Raw genomic sequence first — 14,450 nt, 5'->3', positions numbered from 1 at the left:
CCGTTCGGTGGAGTGAAGAAGTCTGGCTACGGTAGGGAAAAGGGTCAGGAAGCCCTTGATGGCTACGTGCAGACCAGAAATATTGGCATCCGGATCTCACAACCCTTGTCTGGTTCGGGCAACAGCGAGCCCGCCGTGAATCGATCCGATCGTTATTGCTAGTCGCCAATCCGCCGTCGGGAAGTCTTGCGGCGGAGGTTTAGTCGTCGATGCTGGTTTGGGGTCTTCACAGGGCACATCGCGCACCAGAACGCTGACCTAGCACCCGACCGGCACAGTATCTCTCGTCGTAACTTTCAGAAATGTTGAGAACCCGTAGTTGCGATTTGGAAAAATTGAACCAAGCCGGATGCAGGCGCATGAGCCCCCTACTCCCCTGAAAGCTGCGGGAGGGCACAAGGTTGTCAATCTCGCCGGATATTCCCACCGGTCCAGCGCGTGCATCGAGATCGAGGTGGTCTTGCGGCTGAGCCTCACGAACAACATCCGGTCGAGGATTACCCATGTCGTGTCGTCGGCCAGCGAGCGGGCATTCCAAGCATTCCAGTGCGTCTCCTGCTTGCCCCTTTCTAGGCGACGATCGACCAGGACGTCGTGATCTGCATCGGGCGCAAGGTGACACGAGGGAGTGTCGCGTGCTCATGCCCGCTAAGTAGTCTCGAGGCGATGCCCGGCGTCATCCGTGCGTCGCTGATTGGCGCTGAGCCCTGCTCCTCCATCCACTGGCTTTGCCTCGTCGATATCTAGCCCGCTCGCGGACCGGTGATCTGCTGATGTTGAAGGTCCTGTCAAAGTGCGCGTACGGTAGCCGGCGACATCGACGGCCTCATCAGCGCGCCGACGGCTGCTGGCCAAAAAAACGGAGACAGGCAAGCACCGCCCCAGCGACTATTCAGCGAGAGCCAACCGGATCCCAGCCGGGTGGTCAAAAATCGCAACAAATCATTCAGCTAACTTTACAAAATCTTCGCGAGATCAGATCGCTGAGCATGGTAGCTTCTCTTGGAGGCTGACGTCAGGCCGAACAACAAGTCGACGCCTGTTTACTCCCAGGCCGTCGCACTGCACACTGCGGAGATCGACGGCAATGACAAAAAGAGCTCTCATCCTGGTTGAAGGCAACAGAAGTACTGGTGAGCTATACGTTAAAGCGGCCAAGCGTCTTGGCCTTCATCCAATTACCTTGTCGGCTGACCCAACCCAGTACGATTATCTTGCAGCAGACGATATGGAGACAATCCGCGTCGATACGGACAACCTCGATGCCCTGATCAGCGAATGTTCCCGGGTGCGTGCAACTTATGATATTGCTGGCATCACCGGCTTTACGGGTCTCGATGAGTTAGCCTATGCTACAGTTGGTAAGCTATGCCGATCCTTCGCTCTGCCAGGGCCGAACCCCAGTTCGATTGAACGATGCTGCGATAAATTCACTCAACGTCAGATCCTCGCGGAGGCCGGCGTTCCTATGCCGGCCTATCGCTTAGCATCGAATGCCGCGGACGTACAAAGCTGTGCCGCGGAAATCAACCTCCCGGTAATTCTTAAGCCTGCCGTGGGCAGCGGCAGCAGCGGTGTCCTATTGTGCCGCGACGTCGACGAACTAGCAAAACATACGATCCATCTGTTGGGCGGGAAGCACAAATGGCGGGCTTCGCCCAGGATACTGGTCGAAGAATTCGCACAAGGCCCCTATTATTGGGCTGACATAATGGGGAATGAGGTCATTGGAATTGGCGGCGCTGACTTCGGGCGCCCACCGCATTTTGTCCATCGTGGGTGCACCTATCCAGCGGTGCTTACTGACGTCGAGCAGCAGCGTATCGCCGATGTATCGCTAAGCTGTTTGGAAGCTCTCAGCCTTGGCTGGGGGCCATCGAACATTGGATTCCGCTGGACAAGGCGTGGCCCAGTCGTCATCGAGGTCAATCCGCGTCTTGCTGGCGCGCCCGGTCCTCAAATGGTTAAATTGGTTTATGGTATCGATCTAGTTACCGAGCACATCAAAGTGGTTATCGGCGAAGAATCGGATTTGCGAAGTACGCGTTCGCATGTCGCGGGCGCTCGGTTCCTCCTCCCGGAGGGTGATGGCATCCTCGATTGGATTGATGGCGCCAGTCGAGCGGCTGCCGTAGAAGGTGTCTCGGAGGTCAAATTGCATGTTCAGCCTAAGACACCTATCGTCAGGGAAGGCGATTACCGAGACACGATCGGACACGTCATCGCCGCTTCCCCGAGCCGCCCTCAGACCGACGCGATACTTCAGCACGCCGTTGCCTTGATTGATTGGTCGATCACGTCGGTTTCTGCCCTTGGCGAAACGGAACACGCTGTGGCCCCTTACCTTCCACCTGGTGCGGAGATGGTGACAGATAAAGGTACTCATCGCAGCATGTTGGTGAAATCGAGTGCAGGAGACGATGCGGTCTAGGGTGAATTGGCCATCCGCGAGGAGACCATTATGCTGACGGGCGTCATTGCTTCCTAGAGCCGACGCGCTCGCCTACCTCCGCTTTTATGCACATGTCGCCGCACAAAGCCGATTTCCTGCGTGAACGCGGAAGATTCGAATAGATCGGCCATTTACATGCGCTACATTCAGTAAGGGCGCTCTGAGCGGTCCGGTCCTCTTATTGTAAGCGGGCCTGATGCGGCTGGTTCAGAACGTTTGCGAAGATACGCCTCCTCCCAAGGCGCACCTGCCCGGCAGCGAGCTAAGTCTCCTGCCGGGCGCCCTGAGTTGTGTGCGCACTGAGCCAGCGTCCAGCCTTATGAGAGCGGATGAATGCTGAACGATAGACGGTCCCATGGGCTTTGGGAGCGGACAGCTCCGCCGCCGCCTGCAACGGAGAATCTGCGAGGCAACCTCGTCGCCGATGTCGCGATCGTCGGCGCCGGCTACACCGGGTTGTCCACTGCGCTGCACCTTGCCGAGCGGGGCCTGGACGTTGTCGTGATTGAGGCAGCCGAAATTGGTTTTGGCGCCGCCGGGCGAAGCACCGGGTTGGTGAATGCGGGCCTTTGGGTTATGCCCTCGGCGCTCAAGGAGACGCTCGGTCCGCTCTATGGCGATCGTTTGCTTAATTTGCTGCGCGATTCCCCACGCACCGTCTTCGAGATCGTCGACAAGCACAACTTGCAGTGCGAGCTGAAGCGGGCCGGCACGATCCATTGTGGAGCCGATAAGAAGGGCGTTGCCGAAATCGCGGAGCGAGCTCGGCAGTGGCAGGCGCTCGGCGCCCCGGTGCACATCCTCGACGCCGGGGAGACGCGTGCCAAGACAGGCACCTCGGCCTTCCCCGGAGGCCTCCTCGACCTGCGTGCCGGGACGATCCAACCGCTCGCCTATGTGCGCGGCCTCGCTGGTGCGGCGATTGCCGCCGGCGCGACCGTCTTTACGGCGAGCCCGGTCGAGCACATCGGGCGCGAGGGCCGCCTCTGGCGGCTCGCCACGCAAGGTGGAACCGTCCGGGCGAAGTGGGCGGTTCTTTCGACCGACACCTACACGTCGCGCATCTTCCCCGAGCTGCGTGGCGAGCAAGTGGTGCTCCCCTTCTTCCATGTTGCGACTGCGCCGCTGAGCCACAGAATTCGCCACACGATTCTGCCCGAAGGGCACGGCGCATGGGACACCCGCACCGTGCTGACCGCCTTTCGCACAGATAATGCCGGCCGCCTCATCGTCGGCAGCGTCGGCGCGCTCCGCGGCGCCGGAACCGTGATCCATCGCAACTGGGCACGGCGGCGTATCCGGGCGCTCTTCCCGCAGGTCGGTGAGGTCGAGCTGGAGCATGAGTGGTACGGTCGGATCGGCATGACGAACGACCATCTACCACGCCTTCACGCCCCAGCGGAAAACATGATCGCGCTGACGGGCTTCAACGGACGAGGCATCGCGCCGGGCACCGTGTTCGGCCGCGAGCTCGCCCGCCATATCAGCGGCGAGCTGCGGCTCGATGCGATGTTCCTGCCCGTGTCCCCGGCGCAGAACGCCTCCTTCCGGGCCATCAGAGAGGGCTACTATGAGCTCGGTGCGCAGATCGCGCATCTACCGCCGGCGCGCTGATCCGGTGGGGTCAGCTGCTGGTCCACGGCGCGAAGCCTTGTGAGTGACTCAAAGTGCTGACAAATCACCTCCTCACGGAGGTGAATCATGAACCACGCCTCATTGGAATCCCTCGCGATTCAATCTGAACGTCCGACGCGCTAGCAATGCCGCAGCCTCGAGATAGCCTCGCGAAAAAGCCGCGCCACTGCAATCGCCTCAAAATCCTTCAGCAGAGCGCTGACGAAACTCGAAGACCGGAAACGGCTGCAAAGACTGGCAGCCGAAACTTCGAAAAGACAAGGGAGCAGCACTCCTGCCGATCATTGCGCGTGTGGAAACTCTTCCCACGGCTTCTGTCAAGATGGGTGCTTTTAATGTCTGTAAGGGGAAGGAATTCGCTCTCTTCGTAACGTGCAGGAGAATCGCGTGTTTCTGCGGAAATTGCAAAAAATCGGGGCTTTCCTGCCCAGGAATGATCTCATTCGCAAATTTCCGCTCTAGAACTGTGCTAGCTTGCTGCCGCAAGATGGGGAGAAATCGTTGCTTTTTGACTATATAATTGTAGGTGGTGGCTCATCCGGATGCGTTATGGCGAACAGGTTGTCGGCCGATGGTAGTCACGTCCTGCTCGTCGAAGCTGGGCCTGACTTTCTCCCCAACGAAATTCCTGATGATATTCTAGATGGGAACCCGACGCGCGCTTACTACAATCAACGATATCAGTGGCCGTCACTTACTGCAGCCGTTGCGCGAAATAGCGACAGACGTGTGCACTATGAGCAAGCTCGAGTCATAGGTGGAGGCTCCAGTATCAACGCTCAAGTCGCCAATCGGGGTGGACCCGCCGATTATGATGAGTGGGCCTCCACCGGGGCAACGGGTTGGGATTGGGAAGGCGTCCTGCCATATTTCCGCCGACTCGAATGCGATCTGGACTTTCGCGATCACTTCCACGGCAACAGCGGGCCGTTGCCGATTAGCCGTGCCGACAAAGGAGAGTGGTCAGGATTCGTGAACGCGGTGTCGACGGCTTTTGAAGATGAAAATATACCCTTCTGGCCTGACTTCAACGGTGAGTTCCGCGATGGCCACTCAGTTGTTCCACTAACAAACCTCAATCGTCGCCGAGTGTCAGCTGCGATGGCTTATTTGCCAGAGAGTGTCCGCGCTCGGACAAATCTTACAATTTTGGCAGAAACTACGGTCGTAAAACTAACTCTTTCAGGTCGCAAAATAACTGGCGTCGATACTGAGAGTAAGACCGGTCGTCGCCAATCCTATAGCGCACCAACTGTGGTCCTATGTGCTGGCGCTATTCATTCGCCCGCAATACTGATGCGATCCGGTATTGGCCCGGCTAAACCCTTATCAGAGCTCGGCATTCAAGTCATCGCAGATATTAAAGGAGTCGGAAAAAACCTGCAGGAGCATGCCGGGGTCGCCATCTCGGCGTACTTGAAGCCAGAGGATCGGATGTTGCCGACCGCGACCGGATATATCCAGATGCATGCTCGGTATTCATCCGGTCACGACGGTTGCCCGCCTACCGATATGGCCATCTCGGTTCTGGCGAAATCTGCCTGGCATCCCATTGGCAAACGCCTAGGGACGCTCAATTTCTGGGTTAATCGCGTCTATTCGACAGGAACTGTCTCGCTCAAGAGTTCCTCTCATTTCATTGAGCCAGAAGTGAACTTCGACATGTTGAGCGACCAGCGCGACGCGGAGCGATTGAAAAACGCGTTTCGATTCGTTGCAAGACTGATTAATCATAAGGCCTTGGCGAATACGGCGCTCGACCCTTTTCCTTCTACCTGGACTGGACGAGCAAAGCGGATCGGCAAGTACAACCGTCTGAACTACGGTCTCACATCCTTGCTCGCGGCCGTTATGGATAGTTCCTCGTCGCTTCGTCGAAGCCTGATCAGATTCGCTATCACTGATGGTCGCAGCATCTCAGACCTTCTAAATAACGACGAGCTTCTTGATTACTTTGTACGACAAAACGTTTTTGGGAATTTTCATCCCACTTCAACTTGCAGAATGGGATCTGCTCATGATCCGAACAGTGTGACGGATCCGACAGGCCGCGTTCATGGACTATCCGGTTTAAGAATCGCCGATGCGTCGGTGATGCCATTCTGCCCGCGAGCAAATACGAACATCCCAACGATTATGGTCGCCGAGAAAATGTCTGACGCCATACTTCATGAACGCGGGGCAGCAATGAAGGTGTCGTTGGTCAAGTAGAATTCTGCAAGCTCAAGCGGCCGCAGGCACACCGGTCACTTCGGCTCGCTATCAATCTGGCTGGTTCGGAACTTGCCGAATAGCCGGGAACACCAGCTGACCGCCGATCATCTAGAAGTCTGTCGCCCACGTGAACGCGAGGAGTTTGCCTCATCTCGAAGCGAGATGGGGTCAATACACACAATGCATTTGACTGTAGGGGTTCAACCCTGGAAGTTTTCCAGCGATAGAGACGCGACGCGGAACCGCGCATCTAGGATGCTGAGCCCCGCTGCGCAGATGTGGTTCAAGCCGGCAGACGCGAGGCGCGGGCTGCTCATTTTTGGTGCAGGAGACAAGAATGCGCAGCATCGATGAATTCCGGGATATTCATGATGAGGCTATCGCTTGGCGCCGTCACCTCCACCAGAATCCGGAACTCGGATACAACGTGCACAACACCGCCCGCTTCGTCGCCGAAAAGCTCGCTTCCTTTGGGATAAACCATGTCGAGACGGGCATAGCCGAGACCGGTGTGGTTGCGGTGATCCAAGGCGCCGGCGGGGACGGACCGACGATTGGCCTGCGCGCGGATATGGACGCCCTGCCGATCGTCGAGGCTACCGGCAAGCCTTGGACTTCCCAGATCGAAGGGAAGATGCATGCCTGCGGTCATGACGGCCACACCGCCATGCTGCTGGGTGCTGCTAAGCATCTCTCCGCCACTCGGGACTTCAAGGGTTCGGTGGCGCTCATTTTCCAACCCGCCGAGGAAGACGGGCAGGGCGCCGGACGAATGGTGCAAGAAGGGTTGATGGACAGGTTCAATATCTCCCAAGTCTTCGGCATGCACAACATGCCAGGTATTGACGTTGGCAAATTCGGTATTCGCGACGGATCGATTATGGCGGCCCTCGACGAGTTTGACATCACTGTCACAGGCCGGGGCGGACACGCTGCAACGCCTCATTTTACTATAGATCCGGTGGTGGTCGGAGCACAGATCATCACGGCGCTCCAGACCTTGGTTTCCCGAAACCTCGATCCGACGGAAGCGCTCGTTGTGTCAGTGCCGAAATTCACCGGAAGTGAATCCTACCACATCATACCTGACTCCGTGACGCTGGGCGGAACGGTTAGGAGCCTATCGCCAGAATTGCGTGATTTTGCGGAAAAACAAATCAAGGTCTGCGCTGAAAATATCGCGGCAGCTTTCGGGGCTAAAGTGGAATTTCGGCACAGGCGTCTCGAGCCGCTGACGTTCAACCACACAGAGGCGACCGAATTGGCCGCCGCAGCCGCGCGGGGTCTTGTGGGGCGAGAGGCAGTCAACGAACAGGTCAAGCCGGTGATGGTCTCGGAGGACTTCTCTTACATGTTGCAGGCGCGACCTGGCGCGTTCCTATTCCTTGGCAACGGACCTACCGCGGGCCTGCACAATCCAACCTACGACTTCGACGACAATGCAATCCCTTACGGGATCGGCTACTGGGTCAACCTGGTGGAAGGCGGCTTGGCTAGCGCTGCATAGTCTCTTAAACTCTGCCCGCGCGCACCTCAGATAGGCGCGCAGGGTTGCTAGCTAACTGGGCGCGCCATCGCGAGGCATGACAATCCAGCTCCGTCGTCAGACCGAGCAATCTCGGCGCCGTGCAAACTCAAGATAAGGAACTAGGCTGTTCCCTCCATCCACGCACTGGCCGAGCATGGCCGGCGTGCGACCCGAAACCGGGTTATGGCAAGCGGATGGCGTATACATCTGGGACACCGAGCGTCTCACAAGCCTGGATAGGTTTGGCGGCCTTCACTGCGCTAAAATCCAATACGGTTGCACGAAATTGCCGATGCGATTGCGAGACAAGCCCATGAGCTGCCGTTCGCCCACGTTATGCCAGCCAGAGCACAAATACCGTTGCCCTAGCTGAGGGCCGTTGAAACGAGGCCAGCGTTAAGCTGGCCTGTAGCAACGACGTCATAGCGGGCCGCGTGTGTGGGCATCTTATCCCCAATCGATGCGCGACCCGATGCAGCGCGTGCTGGTCGACCAGAGGCGCAGCTCAGTCGTCCAAGATTGCGCAGTCTAGTTTTCAGGCCTTGAGGAGCTCTTTCGCCACCAACTCCTCCACAGCACGCCACTCGCCCTTCACGCGGCTGCGTCCGGCGTCATAGAAAGGCCGCAGAGAAGCTATGGCGGAATAGCGCTCCCCAGCGATCTCGATTTCGAATGACCCTCCGGACAGCCAATCAGCCGTCACCCCGGCTTCTGCCGTGAGATATCCCATGCCGATGCCACAGCCGACAGTGTGGCCAAATCCAGCCGATCGCAGGTATCCGACAAGGCTGCCGTTACGCCAGACAGGCTCGGTCCCGAACATCAACGATTTGGCATCTGGGGCAGCGAGCTGGACCAGCCGCCGGCGCAAGGGTTTGCCGCGCTGGGCCTCGAGTGCAGCGCGTCCGATGAAATCCTCGCGCTTATCCCAGGCAACCGTGAACCCCAGTCCCGATTCCAACGGGGTGTCCTCATCACCAACATCTGCACCCCAGTCACGGTAGCCCGCTTCCAGGCGCAGCGTGTTGAGAGCGACATATCCGGCGTGGCCTAGGCCGAGATCGGCACCGGCGGCCACCAGGGCGTCGTAAACCCCTAGTGTTTGTTCGGTCGGGATGTGAAGTTCCCAGCCCAACTCGCCGACAAAGGTCATCCGGAATGCGAGCGCGAGGCTATACCCGACCTCGATTTCACGAGCCGTTGCGAAGGGAAATGCCTCGTTAGAAAAATCCGCAGGACTGACGCGCTCCAGTAACTCACGCGATCGCGGACCCATCACGGAGAGGGTCGTATATCCGGATGATACGTCGGCAACCGAGACGTGGCCGGCTCCCTTGGCATGCAAGCGCAGCCAGGCGAGATCACGGGTGCGTTGGACCGCCGCTGTCACGACAAGAAATTCCTCGTCACTGATGCGTGCGATAGTGACGTCGGACTCCATACCGCCTCGCTCGTTCAGCCACGGCGTATAGACAACACGGCCAACGGCTACGTTCACGTCGTTCGTGGACAAGCACTGTAGCAGCGCAAGGGCATCCGAACCCTGCACCAGAAGGTGCGCGAAGGAGGTTTGGTCGAACAGAGTGACGCCGGAGCGGGTGGCGGCATGCTCCGCGCCACTTCGCTCGAACCATTCGTCCTGGCCGAACGTTGCATGGCTTTCATTCGGCGATCCAGGCGCACCAAACCATTGAACGCGTTCCCACCCTGCGCTTTCGCCGAAATTCGCGCCGACGGCGGATAGGCGGTCGTGCAGGGGGGACACGCGGACGTTGCGTGCGGTCGTCGGCGACTTATGCGGCAAATGAAGCGACCAGAGGTTGCCGACCGCCTCCACCGTGCGGTCGTACAGATACCGCCTATTCCGCTGGAAGGGCATTGACCGCCGGACGTCCATCTCCCAGCAGTCTCCCGCTGGCAAACCTGTCGACATCCACTCTGCCATGACCTTGCCCGCCCCACCCGAGGACTCGATACCGCAGGAATTGAATCCAGAGGCGACATACAGACCTTGAATTTCAGGCGATGGCCCGAGGTGGAACCGGTTATCAGGCGTGAAGCTCTCAGGGCCGTTGAAATTCAGTTGGAGGCCGACATTTGCCAGGACGGGCATGCGCTCGATGGCCGCAGAGAGATACGGTTCGATGTGGTCGAAATCTTCGGGCAACGAATCGAAGCTGAAATCCTGGGGGATGCCGTTCATGCCCCAAGGTTTGCCATTGGCCTCGAAGAAACCTACGAGCAATTTCCCGGCGTCTGCCTTTGCATATACGCGCGCGTCCATATCGCGGATCGTCGGTAGGTCATGGGGTAGGTCGAGAATCGCCTCGGTGACAACATAGAAATGCTCGGCAGCCTGCAATGGCACCGACCAGTTAAGTTCAGCAGCTATATTCCGCGTCCATAGGCCGGTGCAGATGACCGCCCGTTCAGCTCGGACCGTTCCCTGACTGGTTTCCACGCCGACAAAACGGCCCTTCTCGACGAGGATGCGCGTGACGGGTGTCCGCTCAAGGATCGTTGCTCCACCCTGCCTCGCCCCAGTTGCGAAAGCACGGGCGGTATCGATAGCGTTGGTCATCCCGTCGGAAGCGATCCATGCCGCCCCCAGGACATCACTGACATCGAGCAATGGAACGCGGCGTCGGGCTTCCGCAGCGCTTATCATCTCCACGTCCAGGCCAAACGAGCGGCCCATCGAAGACCCGCGCTTAAGCTCTTCTAGGCGGTCCTGGGTCGCGGCGACAGTGATGGAGCCGGTTTGCCGAAAACCAGTTGCCTGACCGGTTAGATTTTCGAGGTCCCTGAACAGATCCGCAGAGTATTGAGCGAGCTTTGCCATGGTCTCGTTGGCGCGGAGTTGCGTCACCAGGCCCGCAGCATGCCAGGTCGTGCCGCATGTCAGTTGGTCGCGCTCCAGAAGCAGAACGTCCCGGTGGCCGAGACGTGTCAGGTGATAGGCTATCGAGAGGCCGATTATGCCGCCTCCGATGACAACGTATTCGACATGCGATGGTACTTTGCTGGCCATTTGAAACCTGTTGGAGCTTGGGCGAAAGCGCGGGCTAAGGCGGACTGGTCGTGGCCAATAAAATATTGTCAGATATGCTCTGATTTCCGCTGATCTGCATACCAGGAGTGCAGTATTTCTGCGCCGTGAGGCGGCCCAATGCAGCGTGACTCCAGCAGAATGCACCAGGGTAAATGTGGTGATGACTTGAAGGGCCGCCGTGCAACATAATCGGATGGTGACTCTGGAGCGGGAACGCGCCGAGATCGGCACCCAAGCACGTGCCGACAGGGGTCGAGGGAACCGGCGCCCTTATAAATATCAGGACCTTGGGCAGTGGTTCCCAGCATAGCGGCTGCCCCGCGCCGCCACGATTGTCGTAAGCGCCGGTGCCCAAGCCGAAGACAAAATCCATATGGGCACGATGGGTGCAGATGGCCCAGCGTCAGGTGACATGGGCGTCTTTAGTCGAAGCCAGCGGCATTCTTCAACGCGCAATTTCTTGTCTGCAGGCCCCGGCATCTCGAAGCGAGATGATGCCAATATAAACACTGCATTTGACTGAGAATGCCTTGAGACAAATGCTCGCCTGAGCACCCGCAACACAAGCAAACTGGGACGTGCGAGAATGGGCATCAAGATTTCCGGGCGTCGCCTGCGGTCGTCCTGGGCCGCACGAGCTTGGGCGAACTCAAGAGCGCACATGCTCAATTTCGAGAAGGATCATATGCATGAGCTACCAAAAACCTTTTCTGCGTGAGGAGTTCGACTGGCGCGTCCAGGACACGAAGAAGCGGATGCAAAAAGCTGGTCTTGATCTCCTCATCTGCCAGGATCCAGCCAATATGTACTGGCTTACGGGCTACGACAGTTGGTCCTTCTACACGCCGCAGGCAGTGCTAGTCCATGTCAACGAGGATATGCCTCTTTGGTTCGGGCGCCCGATCGACGCAAAATCGGCTACCGTTACAACAAACTTGCCGGCCGAGAACATCTTCGGATTCGCGGAGACTTTGGTTCACCATCCGGAAAATCATCCTTTCGATGATTTGTGCGGGCTCATCAATTCCAAAGGGTGGGGTTCCGATCGCATCGGCGTCGAGCTCGACACTCACTACTACACCGCGCGGGCCCATCAGCACCTTGTTAGAGGCGTGCCTAATGCGAAGATCTCGGACAGTCGGGAACTTGTAAACTGGGCGAGGCTCGTCAAGTCAGAAGCCGAGCTCGTCTATATGCGAGAGGCGGGTCGTATCATTAGCAGAACTATGCGAGAGGCGATTGCGAAGCTCAAGCCGGGGGTTCGCGACTATGAGGTCGTAGGGGACATTTACCGCAATCAGATTTTGGGTGAGGGCAAGTTCGGCGACTACACTGGTCTGTGTCCCCTAATCCAGATTGGTGAGGGGACGAGCACTTGCCACCTCACATGGACGGGCCAGGCGATCCCCGAGTCAGCGCTAGTGGTGATGGAGCTTGGCGCGGCACGTCGCCACTATAACGCGCCCCTGACCCGCACAATTCACGTCGGACAGCCGCCACAAGAAATCTCGCGTCTGGCCTCCGTGATCGTTGAAGGCGGCGACCTCGCACTCGAAGCGGCCAAGCCGGGCGTGGCCGTCGAAGAGGTAGCCGCCGTATTCCAACGTACACTGAAACGGAATGGCTACAGCAAAGACAGCCGCGTCGGCTACTCAATCGGTGTTGGCTACCCGCCGGACTGGGGCGAACGCACTATCAGCATCCGCGCGGGTGAAACAACGCTATTGCAGGAAGGAATGTGCTTCCACTTCCAATCCGGAGTGTGGCTCGACGATTTTGGCGCAGCGATCTCAGAACCTTTCGTGGTCACAGCGAAGGGCGGCCAGCGCTTCTGCGATGTGGAGCGCCGCTTGGTCGTTATCGACTGATTATTAGCCCATCAACTTTTCGAATAACGCCTTGGCGGGCCCGGACTATGCGGCAATCGCCCAACACCGGTTTGTTACTCAACGAAATAGGAGATCAGCTTCTGCAAAAAAAGACGCTTCTACAAAGCTGGAAACGCCCATCCCGGGCTGCTGGATAATTCAACAAATAAGAAGGGAACGAGAAATGAAGATCAGACTTTCATACATTGCGGCTGGCTTGGGCCTTGCCGTCGCGCTTGCCGCTTTTCAGGCCCACGCAGGAGAACTAACCGACCGTATCGCCAGCGGCAAGTCCATCCGCATCGGCTTCGCGAACGAAGAGCCGTTCGCCTTTCCGGACAGTAATGGTCACCCAGTAGGGTTTGTAAACGCGATTACTCTCGGCGTCCTTAAGCAGATGGGCTACGAAAACGTAGAGATCGTCGTAACAGATTGGGGCGGACTTATACCCGGACTGCAGTCTGGACGGTTTGATATGGCTACCGGGGGGCTCTACATCCTTAAATCAAGGTGCCAAAGCGTTACATTTTCCGAGCCTTTGGCGAAAGTGACCGACGCGCTTATCGTCAAAGCTGGCAATCCTAAAGGGCTGCACAATTATGCAGATATCGCAGCCAAGGGGGCGACTATGGTGACCGGCATAGGATATAGCAATATAGAGCAAGCGAAAAAGGCAGGAGTTCCGGAAGATCAAATCATGCAAGTGCCGGGACAGACAGAAATTCTTGCAGCGGTCGAGGCGGGACGAGCAGATGCCGGGGCATCGGGATACCTGTTGTCTCGATCTGTGGCTGGCAAATCGGGTGGAAAACTTGACGTAACCGACCCGGATGCAATGCCGGAATCAACTCAAAACTGGGTCAGCATAGCCTTCCGAGAGTCGGACAAGGACTTTGTGGAGAAGTTCAACGAGGCTCAGAAAAAATACATCGGTACGCCCGAGATGATGAAGGCTGTCGAGCCTTATGGCTACGACGCAAAGCTGCTACCAAATGACAAGAGTGCGGAGTGGGTTTGCGCCAACCGCTGACCCCGCCCAGACACGGCCGGAGGCTTGCCTCCCGGCCGTGTCTGACGCAGGATGGCGAATGTCAATCTTGGAGTTTCTCCAAAACTATGGCCAGGCGCTCTTACAGGGGACCTTGGTCACATGCGCGCAATTCTTGCTTGCTACGCTGGTCGCTGTAGCTGCCGCCGGGGCCGCAGGCATCGGCAAACTGTCGAGCAAGTGGCCTATCCGGAGTGTAAGCGTTGTATACATAGAGATCTTCCGCGGAACGTCGCTGCTAGTGCAGCTATATTGGATTTTCTTCGTGTTGCCGCTGTTTGGTTTAACGCTTCCGAACTTCACCGCCGGCTACATATCCGTCGGCCTCAATATCGGTGCCTATGGCGCCGAGATTGTGCGCGGCGCCATTGAGTCAGTTCCGCGCGGACAGTGGGAAGCGGGAACCGCGCTGTCGATGCCGCAGGGCGTGAGGATGCGCAGGATCATATTGCCGCAAGCGCTGGCGATCATGCTTCCGCCTTGGGGTAATCTCCTGATCGAGCTTCTCAAGGGAACCGCCCTGGTGTCCCTCATCTCGGTCGCCGATCTCATGTTCCAGACACGCCAGATCAACGCCTCGACCTATCTGTCGGCGCAGGCGTTTGGAACAGCTTTGATTATCTACTACATCCTTGCCAGGTTCCTCATAACCC

9 protein-coding genes are annotated in these 14,450 nt (G+C 57.9%); 8 read left to right on the top strand and 1 reads right to left on the bottom strand.

The features are described 5' to 3' along the window. The 5 genes from EOA78_RS31815 to EOA78_RS31795 all read left to right on the top strand — a co-directional run. The coding region (locus EOA78_RS31815) for an aldehyde dehydrogenase family protein (protein WP_127319293.1) at positions 1-162 on the top strand (162 nt) is incomplete at its 5' end. Between the two features lie 925 nt (positions 163-1,087). After that, complete coding sequence (locus EOA78_RS31810) at positions 1,088-2,431, top strand: acetyl-CoA carboxylase biotin carboxylase subunit family protein (protein WP_126057668.1); 1,344 nt, start codon at positions 1,088-1,090, stop codon at positions 2,429-2,431. A gap of 354 nt (positions 2,432-2,785) precedes the next feature. Beyond that, positions 2,786-4,066, top strand: coding sequence for an FAD-binding oxidoreductase (locus tag EOA78_RS31805; RefSeq protein WP_126057669.1), 1,281 nt, complete (start codon positions 2,786-2,788; stop codon positions 4,064-4,066). A gap of 522 nt (positions 4,067-4,588) precedes the next feature. Next, positions 4,589-6,298 (top strand): GMC family oxidoreductase N-terminal domain-containing protein, encoded by a 1,710-nt coding sequence (locus EOA78_RS31800; RefSeq protein ID WP_126057670.1) that lies wholly within the window; start codon positions 4,589-4,591, stop codon positions 6,296-6,298. A 340-nt stretch (positions 6,299-6,638) separates the two neighbouring features. Then, positions 6,639-7,808 (top strand): M20 aminoacylase family protein, encoded by a 1,170-nt coding sequence (locus EOA78_RS31795; protein WP_126057671.1) that lies wholly within the window; start codon positions 6,639-6,641, stop codon positions 7,806-7,808. A 556-nt stretch (positions 7,809-8,364) separates the two neighbouring features. On the opposite strand, the gene EOA78_RS31785 is transcribed toward EOA78_RS31795, so the two are convergent. Next, positions 8,365-10,860 (bottom strand): FAD-dependent oxidoreductase, encoded by a 2,496-nt coding sequence (locus tag EOA78_RS31785; RefSeq protein WP_127319291.1) that lies wholly within the window; start codon positions 10,858-10,860, stop codon positions 8,365-8,367. Between the two features lie 710 nt (positions 10,861-11,570). On the opposite strand from EOA78_RS31785, the gene EOA78_RS31780 reads away from it, so the two are divergent. The 3 genes from EOA78_RS31780 to ehuC form a co-directional block, all read left to right on the top strand. Beyond that, positions 11,571-12,749, top strand: coding sequence for a M24 family metallopeptidase (locus EOA78_RS31780; protein WP_127319289.1), 1,179 nt, complete (start codon positions 11,571-11,573; stop codon positions 12,747-12,749). A gap of 184 nt (positions 12,750-12,933) precedes the next feature. Further along, a complete protein-coding gene (gene ehuB, locus EOA78_RS31775) occupies positions 12,934-13,779 on the top strand; it encodes an ectoine/hydroxyectoine ABC transporter substrate-binding protein EhuB (protein ID WP_126057673.1) in 846 nt (281 codons plus the stop codon). A 58-nt stretch (positions 13,780-13,837) separates the two neighbouring features. Further along, a partial coding sequence (gene ehuC, locus EOA78_RS31770; protein WP_127319287.1) for an ectoine/hydroxyectoine ABC transporter permease subunit EhuC occupies positions 13,838-14,450 on the top strand: 613 nt, incomplete at its 3' end.

The sequence above is a fragment of the Mesorhizobium sp. M5C.F.Cr.IN.023.01.1.1 genome, assembly GCF_003997585.1.
GTDB lineage: Bacteria > Pseudomonadota > Alphaproteobacteria > Rhizobiales > Rhizobiaceae > Mesorhizobium > Mesorhizobium wenxiniae.
Note: the sequence above shows the minus strand (reverse complement) of the source record. Positions and strands in the feature narration are given on the sequence as shown.